This window comes from Saprospira grandis str. Lewin, from assembly GCF_000250635.1.
Lineage (GTDB): Bacteria > Bacteroidota > Bacteroidia > Chitinophagales > Saprospiraceae > Saprospira > Saprospira grandis.
Genome location: NC_016940.1, coordinates 517,408 through 540,920, shown reverse-complemented (window position 1 = coordinate 540,920; position 23,513 = coordinate 517,408). Strand labels below are relative to the sequence as shown.

Annotated in this window: 16 protein-coding genes; 6 read left to right on the top strand and 10 right to left on the bottom strand. The window is 46.5% G+C overall.

The features are described from left to right. Positions 1 to 441: 441 nt before the first annotated feature. Positions 442 to 1,464, bottom strand: coding sequence for a ferrochelatase (gene hemH, locus SGRA_RS02265; protein WP_014373513.1), 1,023 nt, complete (start codon positions 1,462 to 1,464; stop codon positions 442 to 444). A 211-nt stretch (positions 1,465 to 1,675) separates the two neighbouring features. Here hemH and SGRA_RS02260 point away from each other — a divergent pair, with 211 nt between their 5' ends. The 3 genes from SGRA_RS02260 (at position 1,676) to SGRA_RS02250 (ending at position 4,716) form a co-directional block, all read left to right on the top strand. Next, positions 1,676 to 2,452: a hypothetical protein gene (locus SGRA_RS02260; RefSeq protein ID WP_014373512.1), complete on the top strand. Its 777-nt coding sequence runs from the start codon at positions 1,676 to 1,678 to the stop codon at positions 2,450 to 2,452. Positions 2,453 to 2,661: 209 nt separating this feature from the next. Beyond that, positions 2,662 to 3,528 (top strand): peptidoglycan-binding domain-containing protein, encoded by an 867-nt coding sequence (locus SGRA_RS02255; RefSeq protein WP_014373511.1) that lies wholly within the window; start codon positions 2,662 to 2,664, stop codon positions 3,526 to 3,528. A 180-nt stretch (positions 3,529 to 3,708) separates the two neighbouring features. Continuing rightward, complete coding sequence (locus tag SGRA_RS02250) at positions 3,709 to 4,716, top strand: hypothetical protein (RefSeq protein WP_014373510.1); 1,008 nt, start codon at positions 3,709 to 3,711, stop codon at positions 4,714 to 4,716. A gap of 299 nt (positions 4,717 to 5,015) precedes the next feature. Here the strand turns inward: SGRA_RS02250 and SGRA_RS02245 are convergent, their stop codons facing one another. Beyond that, positions 5,016 to 6,152, bottom strand: a complete 1,137-nt coding sequence (locus tag SGRA_RS02245; RefSeq protein WP_014373509.1) for an NAD(P)/FAD-dependent oxidoreductase — start codon at positions 6,150 to 6,152, stop codon at positions 5,016 to 5,018. 174 nt (positions 6,153 to 6,326) lie between these two features. Between SGRA_RS02245 and SGRA_RS02240 the strand changes: the two genes are divergently transcribed. Next, positions 6,327 to 8,090 (top strand): hypothetical protein, encoded by a 1,764-nt coding sequence (locus SGRA_RS02240; protein ID WP_014373508.1) that lies wholly within the window; start codon positions 6,327 to 6,329, stop codon positions 8,088 to 8,090. A gap of 70 nt (positions 8,091 to 8,160) precedes the next feature. On the opposite strand, the gene SGRA_RS02235 is transcribed toward SGRA_RS02240, so the two are convergent. From SGRA_RS02235 to SGRA_RS02225, 3 genes are all read right to left on the bottom strand, one after another. After that, positions 8,161 to 11,160: a T9SS-dependent choice-of-anchor J family protein gene (locus SGRA_RS02235; RefSeq protein WP_245538618.1), complete on the bottom strand. Its 3,000-nt coding sequence runs from the start codon at positions 11,158 to 11,160 to the stop codon at positions 8,161 to 8,163. A gap of 600 nt (positions 11,161 to 11,760) precedes the next feature. Next, positions 11,761 to 13,038: a kynureninase gene (gene kynU, locus SGRA_RS02230; protein ID WP_014373506.1), complete on the bottom strand. Its 1,278-nt coding sequence runs from the start codon at positions 13,036 to 13,038 to the stop codon at positions 11,761 to 11,763. A gap of 118 nt (positions 13,039 to 13,156) precedes the next feature. After that, positions 13,157 to 14,050, bottom strand: coding sequence for a hypothetical protein (locus tag SGRA_RS02225; RefSeq protein ID WP_014373505.1), 894 nt, complete (start codon positions 14,048 to 14,050; stop codon positions 13,157 to 13,159). 249 nt (positions 14,051 to 14,299) lie between these two features. Between SGRA_RS02225 and SGRA_RS02220 the strand changes: the two genes are divergently transcribed. Further along, positions 14,300 to 16,813 (top strand): DUF5686 and carboxypeptidase-like regulatory domain-containing protein, encoded by a 2,514-nt coding sequence (locus tag SGRA_RS02220; RefSeq protein ID WP_014373503.1) that lies wholly within the window; start codon positions 14,300 to 14,302, stop codon positions 16,811 to 16,813. Between the two features lie 255 nt (positions 16,814 to 17,068). Here the strand turns inward: SGRA_RS02220 and SGRA_RS02210 are convergent, their stop codons facing one another. From SGRA_RS02210 to lolA1, 5 genes are all read right to left on the bottom strand, one after another. After that, complete coding sequence (locus SGRA_RS02210; protein ID WP_002660158.1) at positions 17,069 to 17,386, bottom strand: WYL domain-containing protein; 318 nt, start codon at positions 17,384 to 17,386, stop codon at positions 17,069 to 17,071. A 926-nt stretch (positions 17,387 to 18,312) separates the two neighbouring features. Next, positions 18,313 to 19,020, bottom strand: coding sequence for a thioredoxin family protein (locus SGRA_RS02200; protein WP_014373500.1), 708 nt, complete (start codon positions 19,018 to 19,020; stop codon positions 18,313 to 18,315). A gap of 35 nt (positions 19,021 to 19,055) precedes the next feature. Further along, complete coding sequence (locus tag SGRA_RS02195) at positions 19,056 to 19,667, bottom strand: TlpA family protein disulfide reductase (protein ID WP_014373499.1); 612 nt, start codon at positions 19,665 to 19,667, stop codon at positions 19,056 to 19,058. Between the two features lie 10 nt (positions 19,668 to 19,677). Next, a complete protein-coding gene (gene bshC / locus SGRA_RS02190) occupies positions 19,678 to 21,279 on the bottom strand; it encodes a bacillithiol biosynthesis cysteine-adding enzyme BshC (protein WP_014373498.1) in 1,602 nt (533 codons plus the stop codon). A gap of 386 nt (positions 21,280 to 21,665) precedes the next feature. After that, a complete protein-coding gene (gene lolA1, locus SGRA_RS02185; RefSeq protein ID WP_041329446.1) occupies positions 21,666 to 22,346 on the bottom strand; it encodes an outer membrane lipoprotein periplasmic chaperone LolA1 in 681 nt (226 codons plus the stop codon). A 193-nt stretch (positions 22,347 to 22,539) separates the two neighbouring features. Between lolA1 and SGRA_RS02180 the strand changes: the two genes are divergently transcribed. Beyond that, positions 22,540 to 23,373: a leucine-rich repeat domain-containing protein gene (locus tag SGRA_RS02180; RefSeq protein WP_245538617.1), complete on the top strand. Its 834-nt coding sequence runs from the start codon at positions 22,540 to 22,542 to the stop codon at positions 23,371 to 23,373. Positions 23,374 to 23,513: the final 140 nt, after the last annotated feature.

Below are 23,513 nucleotides of genomic sequence, written 5' to 3'. Positions count from 1 at the left end.
TCGCTGCTCGCTCGGCCCTGCGTCGCTACGCTCCTTGGTCTGGCCCTGTGGGCCACTGCCTACTATCCCTCAGCCTGCGGCCCTTCGGGCCTGTAGGACCGCATAAAAAGCGGTATTCGTCGCTGCGCTCCTCATTCGCTAATATGACCCGCCCACCCACCCCTCTGCGGGATTCCTTAAGGAATCCCTTAGGGGCGTTTGGGCCATTTTTTATACAGGCGCTTTTATTGTAGTTTTCGCAGGCCCTTGGGGCCTGTTCTCTTCGGCCTAGCGATCTGGCTGTTTTACTGTAGGTTAAAACCCACAGCAACTGTGGTATCGCTTTGCGATTATATATAAATGAGGGTTGAAACCCTCCTAAATTAAACTAGCGCCCGCAGCTTGCTGCGGGAGGCCCCCAAAAAAAGGTCCCTAACAACAACAGTTAGAGACCTTTCTTATTTAAGCTTCTTGGATGAGCTCCACCACAGCCTCCACCCAAAGCGGATGATCATTCAGGCCTTCTACTAGTTGGAGATGTTCTCCGCCCATTTCTTCAAACTCCTCGGCATATTCCTCAGAGATTTCGATGGTAGTTTCTAGGCAATCGGCCACAAAGGCGGGACAAAAAACCAGGATCTTGCGGTCGCCTTTTTCATAGCGTTCCTTGAGCAAATCGCTAGTATAGGGTTCTAGCCAGGGGTCTCGGCCAAGGCGAGACTGAAAGCAATTGCTGTATTTTTCCTTGGGCAAATTTAGGGCCTCGGCAATAGCGCGGCTAGTGTCATAGCATTGGGCACTATAACAATGTTGGTTCTTAATGCTGAGCGTTTCGCAGCAATTTTCAGTTTGCATACAGTGGTTGCAGCGGTCGGCCTTGACGAGTTGGCGTTTGGGCAGCCCATGATAAGAAAAGAGCAGATGATCATAGTCCTCTATATTGTGTTCTTGGGCGCGGGCCACAAAGGCGGCAATCATTTTGGGATGATCGTGATAAGAATTGATAAAGCTAATTTCGGGAATAATTTGCTCTTGCCGGAGCAAACGCATCACCTCATCATGCACCGAGCCCGTAGTGGCCGAGGCATATTGGGGAAAGAGCGGCAGCACCACTAGCCGGCTAATTTGTTGGGCCATCAATTTATCAAGAGCCGATTTGATAGAGGGATTTTGGTAGCGCATCCCCAGTTCTACAATATAATCATCGCCCAATTGTTTTTGGACCTCCTCTTGTAGAAAATAGCCAAAAACCTTTAGGGGCGAGCCCTTATCGGTCCAGAGCTCTTGATACAACTTGGCCGAAGCGCCAGAGCGAAAAGGCGCAATAATGCCACGGACCAAAATATTTCGGGCAATAGGGTTAATGTCAATTACCCGCCCATCCAATAAAAATTCTTTGAGGTAGCGATAAACAGCCCCTCTAGTTGGGGCATCGGGTGTCCCCAAATTTACAAGCAAAACCCCTGTTTTTCCGGCTAAAGCCATAAGTTGTTCCTTCAGATCGTCATGAAAATAATAAATGTACCTATAAAGCGGTGCAAGGACTGTTTTGTTTAACAAAAGGCCCAAAAAAGCGCTGCAAACTTAATCATTATTTCTTTTTTTGCAGGGCTTTTCCTCAGTTTATAGCTTTGGGGGCATTTAGTTTTCTATCTTTAGGGACTTCTATTACTCTAGATGCTCAAACTATTGGCAGATGTTTTATGCAGTGGCCCAAAAGGCGGCACATCATTATGACTCGGCAGATTACCTCTCTTGTTTGGCCGCCCTACTAAAGGCCAGCAGTCTATATATATGGGAAGGAGAGGAGCAGCAGCCACCCAATTTGTTGGCGCTTCGCTTTTTAGGAGATTGTGCCCTGATGCAAAGCCGTTTGGCCCAAGCCCCTTTTATCGAACTAGCCGAAGCCAACCCACTATGGCCACTACTAGAAAAAGGAAAACAAGCCAGTTGGGCCGAGCAAATAGCAGCCCTAGAGGCCTTTAAAAAACAAACGGCCCTGCTTTATATTGCTTACCTCTTTATGCTGCAAGAACAAGAACCCCTAGATAGCCAAGAACTGCTCTTCCGCCTATCCATTAGCGAAGAAATTTCTTTCTTTTGTAGCAGTCAACATAAAAGAAAAGAAAAACTAACAGAAAATTTTCAACGACTGTTCAAAGAAAAGTTAAGAACGGCCTTATCTTTGACCGAAATAGAAAAGATGCCGGCTAGTTTAGAAAAGATTGCTATCTTAGAAAAAATGCTTGTCACAAAAGCAAAAAAAGAGCTGGTATTAGCCCTCGCTCAAACCTATATGGCATTAGAGCAGCAAGAAGAAGCCCTAGACTATTTCTTGAAGGCCCAACTTTATGGAGCCTCCAAACAAGAAGTCATAGCGCCTTGTCGGCAGCTGGCCGCCCGCTTGCTCAGAAAGGCCAAAACAGCCCAAGAGCGCAAGCATTGGATCAGTTTCCTTGAAAAAATCAGTTAGTTCGTCGAATTTATCTAAAGGAAATGAACCGATAAAATCCTAGTTTCATTATATTTATACGATGAATAAGATTTTAAACTGTCGATCTTAAGAAGAAATCGACTCTGCTAAGCGCTCCGAACAAACACTCCCCCCCCCCCCCCAGAAAATGTTCTCGCAAACAGACATCCAACTTCTCGACCAACACTATACGTTTAATCCGCAGGCTTATGGGGCAATTATCTCTACACACTTATATATTTTTCTTGAGTAGCTTTCTAGTTACGGTAAGCATACAGGCACAAACTCAAGATATCTTTGAAAGCCTAAGAAAACAAGCTGAATTGGGCAAAACTTACTTCATTGGCTTGGCTAATGCAAATAGCGAAGAAAGCTATGACCTAAATGAAGGCTATTACCTCAAGTTTGTTCCCGCCAAATACGAAACGACCCAAGATAGTATTCTCGTCTCGCCAGCCCTAAACGGCAATTTCGATACGACCAACTATTTTATGAGTACAGAAATTCTAACACTCCGAGAACCCGTTTCTGAGTGGAGACCCGCCGATGTCTCCGAAATTTGCCGCCAAGATGAAGAACCTAAACATAAGGTGGCCGCTTGCTTGGTCAAATTGGCCCCAGAATATAAGGTGGTCAATACCCGCTTTTATCCCTTCAAAGATATTTTGGATACTAGCCGTACCGATCATATCATCCCCGCAGTCTATGAAGTGATCAAAAGACAAAGCCTAAAGCAAAAAAGCCGCATCGAAATCATTCCAGAATCTGCCGGTAGACCCAGTCTCAAAGCTGGCGAAAAATTGCGCTATTTGCCCCCAGGCCAATGGCAAAGCTGGCAGGAAGTCGTCTGCCCCTTTGGCGTATTTAATGCCCCCACCGCCTACGAAATTCAAGAGGCTTTGCGCAAGCTCGGCTATAAATTACCCAAAACCGGAGACTATGATGAGGCCACCCGCCGCTTCCTCCGCCAGTTCCAAAAAGATTATGGCATCAACCCTGAAGAAGGCGAACTCTCTCAGGCAACTATAGATAAATTGGGCCTAGAAAGACGACCACTAATTAGCGTAGATTACTAGGACCAAAGTCACATAGGAAATTAGAAAACTTAGCTAGCTTAAAAGGCTGGCTAAGTTTTTTTTTAGGCTAATCAAATTAACAATTACTTAATGCTTTTATTCCCTTAGCCGCTAAATTATTATTGCATTTTGAGCCTCCTAAAGCCAAAGACTTTTTGATGCACTAATCTATATCACAAAATGCCAGAAATATACATCTATCTCGGCTTTGCCCTAGCGGCCTATTCGGTCATCGGCAATGATGTTATCCAAACCCTTGGAACATTTATCAGCTCTAATGAAAAGCGCCCCTGGTGGGTCCTTTGGCTATTCGCTGGCGGTATTCTTACTGTCACTCTTCTTTACGGCTGGTACACGCATGGCGGAGACGTTTCTTACGGCCGCCTAATCGGAGACCCCGATAAATTTAACCTAGAAAACCCCAAATACCCCTTTATCCAAGATATGAGCTGGTGGTATATCCTCCCACCGCTAGTCCTTTTAGTTGTTACCCGCCTAGGCATCCCCGTTAGTACCTCTTTCCTGATCCTTACTTTTTTTCTCCCCAAAGGGCTCACGCCCATGATTATCAAATCATTAATTGGCTATGGCGTCGCCTTCGGAACAGGCTTGGTTTTCTACTTGCTGGTTTCTCGATTTACGGAGCGCTACTTTTTGCGCAACCCCGAAATTAGCAAGAAGAGCCAAATTGTCTGGACCGTTCTGCAGTGGGGCTCTACGGGGTTTCTCTGGACCCAATGGCTAATTCAAGATTTTGCCAATATTTATGTCTACCTCCCCCGCCAAATTAGCGCCCTAGAAATGACGCTTAGCCTCGGCTGGCTCTTACTCCTTCTAGGCTATATTTTTAAGAAACAAGGAGGCGCTATCCAAGGTATTATTAAGTCAAAAACAAATACTAGCGATATCCGCTCGGCCACTTTTGTAGACTGTATTTATGGGGTGGTGCTCTACTTTTTCAAGGAGCTCAACCGCGTCCCCATGAGCACAACTTGGGTCTTTTTGGGCCTGCTCGCTGGCCGCGAATATGGCATCCGCATCGCCGTAGAAGGCCGGGCAGATGGTAATATGCACCGCATGGTTTTCCGCGATATCGGTAAGGCCGCTCTCGGTCTCGTGATTTCTGTGGTCCTCGTTTGGGCCATCCACGTTATCAAAACTGGCGAACTCTGGATGGATATTACTTAATGCCAGCTCTACTGAAATCGAAAAATAGCCTGCAATTGATTTTGTAGGCTGTTTTTATTTTGGGGCCTGCCGCCTGCGGCGGCCGCTACGTTTACTCCCTACGGTCGTCGAACTGGCGCCCCTATAGGGGCTGGTTGTCGCAGCTCGCTGTTCGCTCGGCCCTGCGCCGCTTTCAGCGGCTGGGTCTGGCCTGACGGCCACTGCTGCACATCGGTTACTCCCTTCGGTCGTCGAACTGCGGCCTAAAGGCCTTGTTGTGGCCTGCGGGCGCTTCGCGCCCTGCAAACCGCAAATGTAGACTATTGACTTAATAAGTTAGCCGCTTTTTGGCCCAATAAACTGCCTAGGGCTACGCCCATTCCTCCCAAACGCAGGGCATAATAAACGCCTTCCTCAGTTTGGCCCAAAAGGGGCTTTTTTTGTGGCCCTACGCCCAATATTCCCGACCAACTTTGGCTAATGCCTACTTTTTGGCCCAGTACATTATGCAAGTAATCGGCTAAAAAGTCCTGAATCTTTGCCGTTTGCCCTAGTTCATCGGTGGTTTCTCCAAGAGGGTCCAGATGTCGCCCACCACCCAATAATATCCGCCCCGCTATGGGCCGAAAATAAACATAGCCCGCCTGAGCATGGCAGGGCCGTTTTAGGGCCAAATTCGGAATGCGCTTGCTCAAAATTACTTGGTTACGAGCTGGCTGTAGAGCCAAATCAGGCAATAGGCGAGGACCAAAACCATTGTTGCAAATTAAGAGCTGCTGACTGTATAGCGCTAGTTGTTCTGGACCAAAACGAAGATGTAAACAAAGGCCCCTAGCCCCTTCTTCCCAATCCAAAAGCTCGGCCCCCCAACGAATACTAATGCCTGCCATTTCTACTCTCTGGACCAAGGTCCGCATCATTTTTCCCGTATCTATTTGGCCCTCTAAGCTATTCTCTAAAGCCCTAGAAAAATTTTGCAAACCTTCTTTTTTTAGCGCATCTTTGGCCAAGGGACTAAAAAGCGATCGGCCCTCAAAAAGGGGAGCCAAGCGCTTGTTAAAGCTGGGCAGTTGGTCCAATATAGCCTGATATTGGGCCTCTTCTTCGGCCCTAAAGAGTTCTAGGCTGCCCCCGCCCTGATAGGCGATATTTTGATCGCCTAGGGTTTCTCGCAATAAACGCAGGCCCAAATAACGTTGATATAAAAGCTCCTCTAGTTCTGCCCAACTATGCGATTTAAGGTCCTCATAGAGCTCGCCAGGGCTGCCAAAACATGCAAAACCTGCATTTCGACTACTGGCCCCAGCAGGCAAAAGTCCTTTTTCTAGGACCAATATTTTAGCTTTTGGCCGGAGCTGCCTTAATTTTAGGGCTGCATTTAGTCCCACTAAACCTGCACCAACAATGACGATGTCCTGCGGTGCAAAAAATTGTTCTTTCTCCCAGAAACTTAGCATAAATTATCTTTTAAATAGCTCGCCAGGAAGGACGCCTTTTGGCCTAGCGATGTGCAGCAGTGGCCGTCAGGCCAGACCCAGCCGCTGAAAGCGGCGCAGGGCCGAGCGAACAGCGAGCTGCGAAACGTAGCGCCCGCCGAAGGCGGGAGGCCCCAAAAAATCAAGATACTAAAAATGAAGAAAAACATCTTATTCTGTTTGTTCCTTTTAAGCCTGAGCAGCCTGAAGGCCCAAAAGCTGCTTTTGACGGAAAACTTTGATACCATAGAAGATCTAGAAGAGGTCAAGGGCCTGCATTGTCAGGGCTCTGCGGCCATTATTCCCTCTGGCTGTCAGGCCGATAATCCGGCGCTTTTGCTTTTGGGCAATGGCGCTAGTTTAGAGCTGCGCTTGCCCGAATCGCCTTATGGAATTGGGAGTCTGCGCTTTGATTATCGGGTACAAAATGTGAGCGTCGGCCGAGGCTTTCGGATTGTGTACAGCTATTATTCTGAAGAAGATAAAAAATGGTCGGAGTATAGCAGCCAAGACATCAAGAGCAATAGCAGCATTTGTTTTCCCAATCCCATTCAGTTAGATGAACTAAATCTGACCAAATTGAGCCGGGTGAAAATGAGTATTCAGGACTATGAATCTGGGGAGCTATTGCTGGATAATATCGAGCTAGAAGAATTGTCACAAACTGACTTTAATCGGATACAAACTTCTCGGATTTTAGAAGTGGAGAAAGTCAAGATTGAAGAAAATATTTTGGAGAGTATCCGCAAAGCAGAGCATCAGACTTATGCCAAATCGGCTAGGCGGCTAAAGGATATTTACTATAGTGAGGTGCAAACTATTGGCAATGTTTATAATTATGTGGGCCATATAGATATCTCGCTACAAATTTATGATATTTTTCATGAGCGCAGCGAAATGGCCAATCCTTTGGCCTATAAAGAATTTGACGACTGGTTGGGCAGCATGCAAGACCTATCTGATTTGGCACAAAAAGATTATATCAAGGATTTGCAAGCGGAGTTTGAGCTGCAAAGACAACAGTATAATACCGACTTGGTAAAGGGAAGGTCTAGAGCGGGCAAGGTGCTCAATTTTGCGGCCGATGTAGGCAATATTTTAACTGGGGGTAAGCTAAAAAGTGTGATCAACAGCTTTAAGGGGGTCTTTTCTAGCTTGTTTAGCCGAGCCAATATTGAGGCCAAGTACAAACCCTTTAAGGAAGTCGTTTTGGAAAATGTCCGTTTGGATGGCCTAAGAGGTAAGCATGATGTAAAGGTTTATCAATTGGACCCCCTTATACAGGCCAAAAATGATTCTTTGATCCAAACTGGGCAGAAGAAGTATCGGCATTTTTCGGCTTTCTTCTCTATTGTAGAGGCCGAGTATGCTTCTTTGGACCATCATGCTAATAGTTGGAAAAATGTCAATTTGCGGATGCGGGCCCTCAGCCAAGATGCCGAGGAACTCTTGGCCGAATATATTGCTTTGGTGGATCCCGAATTGGCCCAAGATGCCGATTTTATTCATCAGGTGTTAGATAATGAAAAAGGGGCCATGAAACAATTGAGCCGAGCTGTAGACCAGCATTTTGAGCAGCTCCTTAAGTTTTCGACCAATAAGGAAGAAAAAGAAGAGCAGATCAAGGCCATTTCGGCCAAAATCCAAGAGGTAGACGCGCTCTTAGAGCGCTACCGCCTGGCGAGCATGCTCTTTAAAAACCTCTTTGAGGGCTTGCGCCAAACCCTAGAGGGCCGAAGCAACCCCTGGGAAGACTGGATGAAGGACGAGAAATCTAAGGAATTTGAAAAAGCGGCCGCACATTGGAATGAAAAGCGGCAAAATTTAGTCAAAGGTTTGCTCCCCAAAATTATTGAGAAAATTGATGATGTTTATGTAAAACCCAATTTGAGAGAGGTGGAGCCAGTTTGGCGCCAATAAAAATAAAAAAAGGCCCCCAAGACAAAATGTCTTGGGGGCCATGCTACTCACTTAAAAATGAGTGAACTGCTTATCGCTGAATAACGATAGGCTCGGTATGCTGTGTACGGCTCTTTTCATCAATGATGCGGAGCATATACATAGCAGGAGCAAGCTCTTGCGTATTGATGCGCAAGTTTTGCTGCCCAACAACATTTAGGCTTTGGGTATAAACCACTTGGCCATTTAGGGCCACCAATTGTAGCTGAAGCTGACGGCTTTCCGTCAACTCAAAGCTAAGGTTTACATAATCTTGAGCCGGATTGGGGAAAATGCTCATTTGCTCCAATCCTTCAATGCCCGTAACGGCTACAACAATAGTAACCGTATCGCTAGCCGAGCAACCGTTGGCATCGGTAACAATAACAGTTTGTAGTCCTGCCCCCTGAATTGTGGCCGTAGTTGAGCCATTAGACCAATCGTAGCTATAGCTAGCTACTCCACCAGAAACGTTGGCCGTAGCGGTGCCATCATTGTTATTGACTGCATCTACGGTCAAAATTGTAGGCTCATTAACTTGAATGCTATTTTGCGTGCCACAACCAATACTATCCGTAATGGTCACATTATAAGTACCTGGATTGAGGCCTGTAGCTGTAGCCGTAGTTTGGCTGCCCGCATTGGCATCCCAAATATAGCTGTAAGGGGCAATACCCGCTTGGCCCATAGCCGTAGCGCTACCGTTTGCATCTCCATGACAAGCTACATCTACAGCAGAAACCGTAGAAACCGTATTAGAAATCGCCAATACCTGAGTATAGACATTATCACTGAGGTCATAATCGCCAGGCACCTCAATGCTCACCTCAAAGATTCCGTTTCCAGAAGCAGAAGGGAAGGCGGGTAGACTAATCACTACAGAATCATCCATAGGAATGTTGTAGGCCGTGTCTACAGCAATTGTAAAGGGTAGGGTGCTTAGCGTGACGGTATAAGGAACCATGGCCAAGTCGCTGTTTCCACCATTGTAGATGACCATTTGTGGACTAGGAATGTTGTTGGCATTACAGTAAGTCGTCTGTAGACCATTAACCACTACGGTAGCACTAACAGGAGGATCACAACGTACCGCATCAATGTTGAGACCATAATTTCCTGTATAAGAGTTATAACCTTCTACCAAAATGTAAATAGTATCTCCTGCATTATAATTCGGATCATTAACGACATCAAGAAGAAGAGCTGAAGTTCTTCCTTGCCCACCATCATCATTGAAATCCAATTGAGTAACACCATCAGCTGCATAAACACGGAGATAAGTATCAAAGTCAGAGCTATCCAAGCTAATGAATAGGGTATCTGTACAGCTGTCAAGAACGTGCTGGAACCAAACATCTGCAGAATTATGGCCAATAGTATTTCGGTAGCAGTTGCCTGTAGTTGATCCATAATTACTAAAAGGAAATCCATTGATGCTAATAGCTTCTTGAATGCTATTACCTACAAGAGGTGTATATATAGCATCTACTTCTAGCTGAAAGTTTCCGCTGGCTGTTGCAGCGCCTTCTACCAAGATATAAATAGTATCACCAGCATTAACGGCACCACCTACAGGAATATTAAGTGCTGCATTGTTATTGCCAGCACCATTGTCATCACTAAAGAGTAGGCTAGTGCTATCTGCAGCATAAATACCCAAATAAGAGTCATAATCAGAACCTGCTAGAGAAATAGCAATAGAGTCTAGACAGTCTTCAACAACATACTCAAACCATACATCAGCAGCGGCTTGACCTACACTATTGTTATAACAATTAGTAGAGTTACTTGTAGCAAAAGGAAGGTTACCTACATCGAATGCCGTATTCGCCCAATCTCCAAGAGGAGAACTGCTTGTGGTGGCCTGTACATCAAGAACGTAGTTCCCTTCATAGCTGCTATAGCCCTCTACTACAATATAAATTGTGTCGCCAGAACTAAAGTTGGCATTGTTCAAAATACTCAATTCTAAGCGAGAGGTAGATCCTGCACCACCATAATCATTAGTGGCCAAAGAGGTAGTTGTGTCAGCCGCATAAACACGAAGATAAGTGTCAAAATCAGAGCTGTCCAAACCAATGTATAGAGAGTCTGTACAACTAGGAATGACATACTGGAACCAAACGTCAGCAGAGCTATATCCAATAGAGTTGGTGTAGCAAGAGTCTGTTGCGCCAGCTTGGTTAAAGTTAGGCGTGCTAATGACAAAAGCATCATTGGCCACATCGCCTTGTACGCTCAAACAAGAGGTGGCAAAGCTAATTGGACCTACCCAGTTAGAGTTGCCACCACCGCTACAAAGGCTACGGATATAAATGTCATAGCTCGTTCCATCAGCCAAACCGGTAGCGCTAAATGGGCTGCTGCTTGTTACCGTTCCTGAAGTAGGGGCCGCAGCTCCCGCTGCCACTAGGGCCACCTCTGCCTGAGGCGCGCCATTGGCATCAAAGCTAATATCTGCCGAGTTAGTGGTAATGTTGCTAGCCGTCACTGTAACAGGATTCAAACAAGGAGGCGCTCCAATGCTCAAATCATCAATAAACCAGTTGTCGCCATTATTTTGCTCCATGACAAAAGCTACATAAATAGACTGTCCTACATAGGCGCTAAGATCTACTAACTTAGGGGTGTAGCTAGTTCCAAAATCAAGCTCCGATTGGGTGTCAATGGTCGTAAAAGTAGTCGTGTCTGTCTGAGATGTAGTTGATACCCGAATGGTGTAAATGTTCCCATAATCAAAAAAATCATAGGATAAACGCTGGTAAAAGGCTAAGGTGCTAGCCCCTGCACTAATGTTTACCGCTGGTGTGACCAGCCAGTCCGTAGAGTTTCCACCTGTTACACTCTCATAACGAACAGAAGCCGCTTGGGCTCCCGTATTGGCCGTGGTATCAGCTTGCCAAGATTGGGTGGTCCCAATCCCATTATCAAAAATAGCCCAACCCGTAGGCGGAACGCTGCCCTCAAAATCTTCTGTCAACTGGGCCGAGGCAGAGAAAGACAAAAAGCTGAGGCAAAACAGCATGAAAAATTGAATCGATAGTTTTTGCATATAAAAGTAGATTTCAAGCAGGTAGCCCCGCTTTGTGGTAAAAAAATGATTAACTCCAAAAATAAGCGTTATTTGATTGAAAAATGCAGCGTTTAAACGCATTTTTAGAATTAACTAATACTTAAATTAGTGACCTCCTATAAAAAAGGAACTAAGGTCTTGTCACAAAATAATAAAAATCACCCTATTATCTAGGGGCTGTCCCTCGCTTCGCTCGGGTCGCTATGCTGCGGGGCTCGCTGTTCGCTCGGCCCTGCAGGCAGGCACAGCCTGCCTTTGGTCTGGCCCTTCGGGCCACCCGCTCCGCAGCGCTCATCCGCTCCTCTGCAAAGCCTGCGCAAAATAGTCGGCTTCGGCCCTTTGGTCCTCAAATACGCATTAAATTTAAAGGGCCGAAGCGGGTAATTTAGAGCTTACTCATTGGATGAGCGGCCCAGCGCTGCGGAGCGGGTGGCCGTAGGCCAGACCGAGTTTTTTTGAGCCTAGCGAAAAAAAAACGAAGGGCCGAGCAGCCTTGCGAGCCCCGCAGCATAGCGGCGGCCAGCATAGCTTTAGCTATGCTGGCCGCGGGCCCCAAAATAATAAATCAAAAAGCAGAAACTAGAGCTGTAGACATTTTTTTAGAATCTGCACCATCCGATAGACATCCTCAAAAGAGTTGTAGATGGGGGCAGGAGAAATGCGAATAACATCGGGCTCTCGCCAGTCACCAATCACGCCATTTTTGACCAAATCATCAAAGAGGCTGCGGTCGGCCCCTTTTACCTGAATAGAGAGCTGAGCGCCTCGGTCCTTGGGATCTTTGGGCGTCAGGATACGGATGCGGTCGGTAGGCAGCTGATTGAGCAAGAACTCTAGATAGGCCGTTAGTTTTTTGCTTTTGGCCAGCAAACGGTCCATACCCGCCTCATTGAAGAGGGCCAAAGAAGCCCGCATAGGCACCATGGCCAAAATGGGCGCATTGCTAATTTGCCAAGCATCGGCATTGGGGGCGGGCTCAAAAGTAGCGGGCATTTTGAAACGGCTCTCTTTGTGGTGGCCCCACCAACCCTCAAAACGAGGCAAATCCTTGCGGTTGAGGTGGCGCTCATGCACAAAGGCGCCAGCAATGCAGCCAGGGCCCGAGTTGAGGTATTTGTAATGGCACCAAACGGCAAAATCCATCCCCCAATCATGTAGCTGAAGGCGGACATTACCCGCAGCATGGGCCAAATCAAAGCCCACCATAGCGCCAATTTCATGGCCTTTTTTCGTAATGGACTTCATGTCAAAACACTGGCCCGTATAATAGTTGATTCCGCTAAGCATGACCAAGGCAATACTGTCCTTTTCCCGCTCTAAGGCCTGCAAAATATCTTCGGTCCGCAGATGGTCTTCGCCCATACGAGGGCGTAGCTGAATCAAGCCATCCTGAGGATCAATGCCATGAAAACGCAGCTGCGAATCTACGGCATATTTGTCCGAAGGAAAGGCGCCACCCTCGATCACAATTTTGTAGCGGCTTTTTGTGGGCCGATAAAAAGAGACCATCATGAGGTGCAAATTGACGCTTAGGGTGTTCATGACGGTAATCTCTTTGGGCAAGGCCCCCACAATAGGAGAAAGCTGTCGGCTAAACTCTTCATGGTAGGTCATCCAAGGGCGCTCGGCCTTAAAGTGGCCCTCTACGGCCAACTCTTTCCAGACATCCATCTCGTCTTGCATCAGCTGCTGAGCAAGGCGGGGCTGTAGGCCCAAAGAATTGCCGCAAAGATAAATAATAGGGCTTCCATCAGCCTGTTTAGGGAAATGAAATTGGGGGCGAAAATGCGCTAGGGGATCACTGACATCCTGGGCTTTGGCATAGTCCAAAGCATCTTCAAATTGTACCTCTTGCATTAGATATGTTTTTTTAAAGGCGTTTGATCTTTAGGCCTGAAGTTACGCTTTATTCAGGGCAAAACAAAAGCGCCCCCAATATTCTTGGAGGCGCTCTCTAGGGCAGTCATGGCCCAGTTTAGAAGGGTAGACAATAGCCTAATTCTTCTTTTTCAATATGTTGGATTTTTACCGATTGGTTCTTGCTGTAGAAGACCCCACGGCTAAAATCAAGGATAATTTGTGGCGCTACTTGATACATCAGCTTTTCTTGCATGCTAGCAGGGTCAAAGCTGGCTACACCCCCCGCCAATTTAATTTCTTTTTGGAGGACCAAACGACCTTCTTGGTTCATATCTTTGCCCTCTAGGCTTTTGATCGATAGCTGCTCTAAGGCCCCGATTTGGTCCTGCAAGACATCGCCTAAGCCCATCTCTTTGCCTTTATATTCTATGATTTCAATTTCTGCGCTTAGTCCATCTACCTTGCCAGAAAAACTCATGCGGCGCTTTTGGTTTTGGACCCTGCTCCCCTGAGCAATATCAATCTGAATGGGGCTGTAATTTACGCCTTCAGCAGCGGCCAAAACAGGACGAATTGCATAGGGATAGTACTCAAATTGATGCGTCTTTTTGTTGTAGGCGATTAAGGCCAAAATCTTAAAGTCGCTAAAATCTGTGGGCTTTACTTCGGTCTTGGCCTCATGCTTTTCTTCCTCCATTGTTGTGGGGTTAAAAGAAAATACCTCATCATCCCGCTGCGGATAAGCCGCCATCCATTGGGCTGGATCGGGAGAATTAGGCAGGCCCGCAGAACTGATGTTTTTTAGCTCTTTTTTGCTTAAAGAGGCATGTAGCTTAAAGGCCAAACTCTTGACCAGCTCTGGCCCCGAATTTTGCTTCATCGAGAAGCTGCTACGGCCCATAAAACTAATTTCTTCTCGGTTTTTAAGCTGATCTACTAGCTTCTGAGGTTGTGCATAGGCGGCCTCGACCAAGAAAAGGCTAAGGCAAAGCAGAAGGAGATTACGCATAGGGTATTTGTTTAAGCGTGTTAAGAAAAACAAAATGAAAAATTCAAAGATAGGGCCAAATGGGGAATTTGTCGCTGCCCTTTGCTTGCTATTTGCTAGAAGCCCAATTTAGCTTTTTGTTACCAACTCATCGGAAAAAAATCTGGCTTGGGCGGCATAAAAAAGCATTATGTCCATTTAACTTCTTCGCTAAGCCCATTTTTTCGCTAAATTAGAAAGTCGTTTTTGACTAAACCCTAAGATTCTTTTATGCGTAATCTTTTTATTCTGGCCTTTTTGGCTTGGGCCCCCCTCCTGATGGCCCAGAAAATACTCATTACAGGGCAGGTAATTGATGATGATACCGAAGAAGGTGTCCCCTTTTGTAGTGTATTTATTCCTGGCGATATCCCCATGGGGGTCACCTCTGATGTGGAGGGCAAGTACCGTATCGAAATGGAACTGGCCAATTTACCCAGCGACACGATTATGGCGGCCTCGGTGGGTTACGATAATCTGATGAAGCGAATTGATAAAACGCAGACAGAACTCTCCATCAATTTTCGCCTAAAAAGTAGCTCTGTAGAACTAGAAACGGTCATGGTGCTGGCCGGAGAAAATCCCGCCAATGAGGTGGTCCGACGCATTGTGGCCAATAAGGAGCGCAATAAGCGCAAAAACTTTGATAATTATCAGGTGGAGTGCTATTCTAAAACCGAATTGGACCTCAATAATATTGACCCCAAAATGAAGGATAGCCCTTTGTTTAAGGACCTGCAGTTTATTTTCGAAAATATCGACTCTACCTCCGATGTTAAACCCTTTTTACCCGCTTATGTAGCTGAACGTATCTACGATATTTTCTATGTCAATGGCAAGGGCAAAAAAGAATTGCTCAAGGCCCAAAAAGTATCTGGGGTAGAAAATTCAACGGTGGTGGATTTTATTGGCCAAATGCACGATGAATTCGATCTCTACGATAATTATATTACGGTCCTCGGTAAGGAGTTTATTAGCCCCTTCGCCAATAATGGCCTCTTTTTCTATGAGTATTATATTATCGATTCTACCCATATCGAAGACGAATGGTCCTATAAGCTCAAGTTTAAACCCAAACGCCGTGGCGAAAATACCTTCTATGGCGACTTTTGGGTCTCTGTAGAAAATTATGGCCTCGAAATCGTCAATATGAGAATGAGCGAGGACGTAAATGTCAATCTGGTCAATCGCCTGCTCATTTATGCCGAATATAAACAGCAAGACAGTATCTGGCTGCCCTATAAGGAAAAAACAGTGATCGATTTTGCCCTCAGCAAAAAACGAGAAAAGATGATGGGGGTCATCGGCCGAAAAACCCTGATGTATAAGGATTTTCAAATTGGCCAAGAAGAATTAGAGAAAACCTATAAAAAGGTAGATCCCGAGGATATAGATTATATCGCCCTAGAAAAAGCCGATAGCTTCTGGTCCGAACAACGACACGAAAAGTTGACGGATAACGAAAAAGCGGTCTATAAAATGGTCGATAGTATCAAAACAGTCCCCATTTATCAAACGGCTGCCAAGCTCCTGTCTACCATCTCTACGGGCTTCCTAGAGGTCGGCCCAGTCTACCTCGGCCCTTATGGCTCTGTCTTTAATTATAATGATATTGAAGGAATCCGCCTGGGCTTTGGTGTCGGAACAGGCCCGCAGTTCTCCAAAAAGTTACGCCTCTATGGCTATGGGGCCTACGGCTTTGGCGATAAACGCTGGAAGTACCGCCTAGAGGGCCAATATGTTTTCAATCGCTTCAAAAGAAGAGAAGTTGGCCTAAAATATATTAACGATGTCCTTTTCGATAACCGAAATAGCGAACAAACTCCCAGTCAAGGCCTTTTTGCGGGCTTCCTCCGCCGAGATGTGCCCGCCAAAATGCTGGCCGTTAAGGAGTTTAAGGCCTATTACCAACATACCTATAAAAGAGGCTTCTCCAATCGCCTAGCGGTCATTCACCGAAATATGATCCCGCAAGGCGCCATTTTTAGCCGCTCCGATAGAGGCTTTAATTTCCGCTATTATCCCGATGCCAACGATTATACAAAAATCGATACGGCAGTTACGACCACCGAAATCCTCCTCAAGTTTCGCTATGCCTATAAGGAAAAACTTTTGCGTAGCTACTTTAGCGACCTTTCTATCGGGACCCAATTCCCCATTATCGAGCTCTCTTATCTGGCCGGTATCAAGGGCGTTTTGGGCAGCAAATACAATTATCATCGCATCAGCGCCGAAATCTCCCACTGGTTTAATGTTGGCCCGGTAGGCTGGTTTTCTTACCGCATCGAAGGCGGAAAAGTCTTTGGCCGCCTGCCTTATCTCTTGCTCGAAAGCCACCCCGGTAATGAGGCCTATTTCTATAATCCAGAATCCTACAACCTCATGAATAGCTTCGAGTTTGTGAGCGATATTTGGGTGGGCGTCCGCGCGGTCCAACATTTCGATGGCTTTTTCCTCAACCGTATCCCCCTCATCCGCAAACTAAAATGGAGAGAGGTCGCCTTTTTCCGCGGCGTTTGGGGCAGCCTGAGCCAAGAAAATCAAGAAGCCAATGCCCTAAACCATCAAGATAATGGCGGCCCCTATTACGGCAGCTTCAACCAGGGCCCTTATATGGAAGTCGGCGCCGGTATCGAAAATATCTTTAAGGTGATCCGCGTCGATGCCCTCTGGCGCCTCAGCTATTTCGATAATCAAGATGCCCAAAAATTCTCGGTCCGTGCTACACTAAGTTTCTATTTCTAAGGATTTGGGGCCCGCGGCCGCCCTTCAATTTGGGGCAGCCGCCGCTAGGCTCCGCCGCTCGCAGGTCTGCTCGGCCCTGCAGCCGCCTTTGGCGGCTTTGGTCTGGCCCTGCGGGCCACGGCTGCGCAGCGCTGGGCCATTTGGCCTGCGGCCAGGCTGGCTCCGCCAGCCCCAATCCTACCGCAATTGGACCAAAAAGGGACTCCCGATATCTTCGGAAGTCCCTTTTTCTTTGCCCCAAAATCTGGGCTGATCCTAATACAACTGACGGAAAATAGTCTGCATCTGTTTGTCGCCCACTCGGTACTGCTCCCGTACCTCCGCCGAAAATTGCTGGCTCAATACCCGCAAGTCTTGCGCCTTATCCAAATTAAATAGCTTCCAACTGGTTTTTGAACCCACTGGCCCCGAACGCTGAAATGCCCGCAATCCCCAATTATTAGCTCTTGTCAAACCCAAACAAAAGGGCTCCACAACTCGCCAATCATCTTGGTCATTATAACGAAAAGCAACAAGCAGCTGCTGAGAAATTGCATGATGTAGGTTGAGATGAAGTGCTGTGTTCGATTTCATAAGTCTAGCCGTTTTTATGATGATATAATTATTTTACGTACAAAACTTGATTTTGTTACCTTTTTGATTAAATAATTAACCTCAAGCCCCTCTTTTTTTGCCCCTCAGCTAATCCGCCTAACTCCCTGATTTAGCGAGCCCTATGCTAGGGTTTCCGTTTTAATTGTTGTTATGGATTAGTTAAAGTATTTAGTAAAGGAACTTAAGTAATTAGTCTAGGGAGCTAACTTTTTCCTAGCTCGACCTAGCATTTTGTTAGCTCGAGCTGCTGACTTCCTAGCTCGACCTAGCTTTTTGTTAGCTCGAGCTACTGGTCTCCTAGCTCGACCTAGCTTTTCTTTAGCTCGAGCTGCCGGCCTTCTAGCTCGACCTAGCTTTTTCTTAGCTCGAGCTGCCGGCCTTCTAGCTCGACCTAGCTTTTTCTTAGCTCGAGCTACTGGTCTCCTAGCTCGACCTAGCTTTTCTTTAGCTCGAGCTGCTGGTCTCCTAGCTCGACCTAGCTTTTCTTTAGCTCGAGCTGCTGGTCTCCTAGCTCGACCTAGCATTTTCTTAGCTCAAGCTACTGGTCTCCTAGCTCGACCTAGCATTTTGTTAGCTCGAGCTGCTGATTTCCTAGCTCGACCTATCTTTTCCTTAGCCTTTTTCAGTTGTTCTAGCAGTCTCTAGGCAGTAAAAGGGGAAACACAGAATTTTAAACAGACTGGCCGAAGCGAAAAGACTAGCTTGAAAACTATAGTTGAGCGGCCTAGCGATGTGCAGCAGTGGCCGCAGGCCAGACCAAAGCGGCGTAGCCGCTGCAGGGCCGAGCGAATAGCGAGCTGCGGAACGTAGCGCCTGCCGCAGGCAGGAGGCCCCAAAACAACATAAAAAAAGCCTAGCATCTTAAAGACACTAGGCAAACTGGTTAATGCTGAGAGCAGAATGGCTTATTCGGCAATTTTGCTTTCGTCATTCGTTTTGATGCTACAGCCAAAAGCGAGGGTGCTATTGGGGCTGGGTGCTTCATTCTTGAGCAAGGCCTCCAAGGCATCGGCCAAGAAAGTTTTGCTTACTTCTTCGACTTCTTTGCTATCGTCAAAAGCTCCTTTATAAACGAGCTTAAGCGCATCGCCCTCTTTGTTGAGCAAAAAGCAGTGAGGCGTTTTGGTGGCGCCAAAAAGAGGGAAAACGTTTTGGGCTTCATCAAACAAATAAGGGAAGCTAAAGCCTTTTTCTTTGGCTCGTTCTTGCATTTTGGGGTAGCTATCATCGGCATTAACCTCAGGGTCATTGGGGTTGATGGCGATAACGGGATAGCCCAGCTCCTTGTACTTTTTGTCCAAGGCGATAATGCGGTCCTCATAAGCGATAGAGAAGGGGCAGTGGTTGCAGGTGAAAATCACCACAAAGCCTTTGGCCTCGGGATAATCGGCCATGCTAACCATCTTGCCATCTACGTTTTTGAGTTTGAAATCGGCAACCGCATCGCCCAAGGCATAGCGTTTGATAGGAGTGGCTTCCGTTTTTTCCTCTGTGGCTTCGGCCGTTTGTGCTGTTTTTTCGGCTTCATCTGTGGCTGTAGTTTTGGGCGCCTCTGATTGGCAGGCGGTAAATAGGCCCAAAAACAAGAGCATAATTAAACTTTGCTTGATCATGTAATTATTATAAAATAGTCAGGAAATACGATAAACTATAGGGGCAAAATGGCCTTGAGTTCCTCGCTGCTATGGAAGCTTTGGCGGTGGAACTGATGTTGGCCCTTGCCTAAAATGAGGGTGGCGGGAATGGCGCCAGACCAATCTTTATCAATTTTGGGCAGCCATTCATTCACTTTTTTCTGGTCCAAGAAAACGACCTGCCCAATTTCTTCTTTATCTATAAAGGGCAGTAGTTTTTTCTCTAGGCTTTTGGTAAAATCGAGGCTAACATAAAGAAATTTGACCTTGCCGGCTAGTTCTTCTTCTAGGGCATTGAAGTAGGGCAATTCTTTAACGCAGGGGCCGCACCAAGTGGCCCAAAAATTAACGACATAGAGCTCTTCTCCATCTTTTAGGCTCAGAATATCTTTTTCGAAGCCTTCAAAATGGTAGAGTGGGAGCGACTTGCCTGTTTCGCTAGTTAGGATCTTATCGGCATGGGGAAAATCTGTTGATTCTTCAGCCGGTTTTTCTTTTTCTTCGGCTGCCGCCACGGTTTGGGCGGGTTGTTCGTTGGCTGTGCTAGCCGTTTCGCTGTCTGTTTTGGCCTCTTGGCAGGCGCCAAAGCTGAGGGCCAAAAGGGCGGTAAAAAGGAGTTTTTTCATACTGTTTTTTTTAGTCCTCCTCAATCAAGAGCAGGAAATCTTTTTGGAGAGGGTTGAGTTCTTGCAGCAATTGGTCCAGCCATTTTGGGCCGCCCAAACGCAGGTAGAACTCCATAAAATTACTGTATCGTTCTTGGAGTTTACTTTTGGGAAGAAGTTTATTTTGTAGCTTTTGGATTTTATTTAGTTTGCTATCCATTTTTTGTTTTTCGGCCCGCATCAATCGCTTTTGGAGTTTATCCAAGCTCTTTTGAATTTGGGCCTCTTGGGCAGCCACCGAAGCTTTTAGGGTGGGCTCTACGGCGGCGGTTTTCTCGCCAATTTGTTCAAAAAGGGCCTTAATTTGGGCCTGTTCTGCCTCAAAACTGAGCTCGTGTTCCGTTTGTCGGCGGACAAAATCTTGTCGGAGCGTTTCGGTCTCTTCAAAGAGCTGCGGCCAATCAAATCCTAGGGCCTGCCAATTTTTTGCCGAGCGGGCATCGATCAACTGCACAGAATTTCGGCGGACCAAAATGGGAAAAGGCGTTTGATAATGGGCAAATTGGGCTTTGCGCTCCATCCAATAGGCCAGCTCTCCGCCTCCGCCTACATAGGCTAGGTTGGGCAAAATCTGCTCTTGATAAAGGGGACGCAAAATGACATTGGGGCTAAATCGCTCTGGATGCTGCTCCAATTCGGCCAAGATTTTGGCTTCAGAAAAGCGCAAATCACTATCTAAAACAGCATATTCCCCAGCTTCATTTTGTATAATTCTGCTGCGCTTATTGGGGAGAAGATAAAAGAGGTTGATATCGCGGGCATAGGCTTGTGGACCAAAACCGGCGGCCTCTAGTTCCGCATAGCTTTTTTCCAAAATGGCCTTAGAACTTTGCTGCAAGAGCTCTTCTTTCATCACTTCGGAAAAGCTGGCTTTTAGAGCGGGGCTGCTGGCTCGCAGCACCACTAAGCCGTAGCGGCCAAAAAGGGCATGCACCCATTCCATAAAGGCTTGGCCATAGGTTTTTGGGCCAGAAAAAGCGGCTTGCAGGCTGGTTTTTAGCTCTTGGGCTTCTGGACTATCGCCCAAAATTTCAAATAATTCGCTCAATACGGGCGCTAGGCTGTCTATTTTATATTGGCCCAAAGCCCCGCCCTGATGGTCTTCCCAAACTAGGGGGCGGCCAAAAAGGTAGGTATGCTTAATTTCTTCAAAATCGTGGTCTTCTTCGCCCAACCAATAAATGGGCACAAAATGATATTGGGGGTAGGCAATTTTTAGCTCTTGGGCCAGACGGATAGTCCCCAAAATCTTATACACAAAATAGAGCGGCCCTGTAAATAAATTGGGCTGATGCCCCGTAGTCACCGTAAAGGTTTGTTCTTGCCCTAGGGCGGCCAACTGCGCTTTTAAAATTTCGGGCTGCTCCAAATGAGCATATTGGGCCTGAAGTTCTTGGACCAAAAGCGCACGGCGCTCGGCCGAAAACTGCCTTTGCTGAATGGCCGCAGCAAAATTATCAATTTCAGGTGCTGCAGCATAAAAGGGCCGCAGTCGCTGGTCGCCCCTTTGGTAGGCTTTGTCAAAAGTAGAAAGTTGTGGAATTTTATCGTAAGGAAGCGCTAGGCGTTGCATGGCAAATAAACTGTGTGTTAAATAATTTTTTAGTCTTCTTGGCTAAGAAGAGACAAATAAAAGGGCCGAGGGTTCATTTTTTTTGGGGCTGCCCCGCCCTGCGGGCGGGTCGGGCTGTCCCGGGCTCGCAGGTCTGCTCGGCCCATCGCTTTTTCGCTTTGCTCAAAAGCTCGGTCGGGCCTTCGGCCCCCCTTCCCATCCCTCAGCCGTTGGGCCTTCGGCCCGCTGGCGGCTGCGCCGCCTAAAAGGACCAAAAGCTGCCGCTAAAGAAGTTCAAATATAAAGGCTAGATATTGAAATTAGTGGTAGCTACAACAATTTAAGAAAACAAAAAGCCCCGCTGTTAAGATAACAGCGGGGCTTTTTGAGCAGAAAAAGAAGAGGATTTAGCGCATATCCACCTCTCTAATGCCGGGGTATTTACTTTTATCAAAAATAAAATCTTTGTCTTGCGGTTGGGCCGCTTTAAGCACCTTAATATCTAGGGTATAGATGGTGCCATCTTTGGCAAAGACCTTAATTTCATTGACCATGGGTTTGGCTCGGTCAATGGTGGCTCTAATTTTAAAGAAATCGGCTTCCTTATCATGCGGCTTAAACTCAATTTCGCAAATATCGCCTCTATCTTGGGTCATGGCATAAAAAAACTCATCTTCGGCCTCATAGATTTTCATAATTTTAGAGGGCGACATCATATCTTCATCTTCGGGCTCATAATCATTGATTTGCAGCTCGTTGTTGTTTTTCATGTACATCCAGAGCGTTTCGCCATCGCAGTAAATTTCGTTGCCATTATTATTGACATGAAACTTATCGCCTGCTTGGGTAATTTGGCCTTTTTGGCGTTCTTGGGTTTCTCGGTTATCAATCAGCAACTCATATTCTGCATAAATTGCCTTATATTGGGTGTACTTCTTTTTTAGTTTTTCCAGTACTTTTTTTGCGGCTGGATCAGATTTTTCCACATTCGCTAAGGCCTTTTTAAAGAAAGGCGTTTGGGCGTTTAGTTGGTTAAGGCCAAATGTCATCATTAGACAAAAAGCAAAAAGCAATTTCATTGTTCTCATATGAATAAAGTAGTTGTAGGTAGTTCTGAAAAACTATTGGTCTTTTGGAGTATTTACGGGCTTTGGAGGAGCCTAAAACAAAAGCGATTCCAACTTTTGTTTGTTCTTGCTCGTCTTCATGCAATTTGGTCTGGCCGAGCAAAAATTATTCCAAGGCGCCAAGATAAATTTTAATCAGCAGAGGATAAATATTTTGGACAATTTAGCAGCAGTTAGACAGTTAATTGGCAGTGGCGATATGGCCAATATTGAGTTAGCCTTTAGTTTGGCTGAGGGGCAGGGGCTTGCTTTGCAAGAGCTGTTGGCGCCCTACTATTTGCTTTGGCCTAGGGTCGAGCGGCCCAAAGAAATGGATGCAGAAGACCTTTGGGCCTTATTGCAGCGTCCTTTTCTCAATTTATCCAATAGAAAGTTGGAGGAGCTGCCCAAAGAAATCGGTCAATTTAGGGCCTTAGAACAGCTGGACCTTTCTGCTAACCAGCTACAGTCTTTACCTGAAGAACTGGCCGAGCTGCCTTATTTGCATAGCCTGAGCCTCAACAGCAACCGCCTAGAAGAATTTCCTTGCTTTTTGGGCCGCTTGCCCAATTTGCAGCAGCTCTTTTTAGGCATCAATAAGATAAAAACCCTGCCTAAAACAGCAGTGGGCTTTCAAAGTTTGCGCAATTTGCAGCTTTTTGACAATCAATTGGAGGAAGTTTCTTTTAGCTTTTTTCAGGCCGAGGATTTTGGAACGCTCAATTTGAGCCGCAACCCCCTGCGGCGGCTCTCTCTTTTTGGGCAAGGCCAATTGGGCCAACTGCGCAAATTGGAGCTAAGCGGCACAGAATTGGACCAATTGCCCGCTGATATTGGGGGCTTGTATTCCCTTACTCATCTGGACCTCTCCTATACCCCCCATTTAGAAGAGTTGCCCGAGCGCTTTGTGCAGCTCGAGCGCCTGCAAATTGTAGAAAGCAGAAATACGCCACTCAAAAATTTGGACCAATGGCTGCAACGAATGCCATGGGTCGACTTTTTGGTTTAGCTTTGCTTGGCCTAGCGATGTGCAGCAGTGGCCGTCAGGCCAGACCCAGCAAAAAACTTGTTTTTTTGCGCAGGGCCGAGCGAACAGCGAGCTGCGGAACGTAGCGCCGCAAGGCGTAGCCGCAGCGGAGGCCCCAAAAT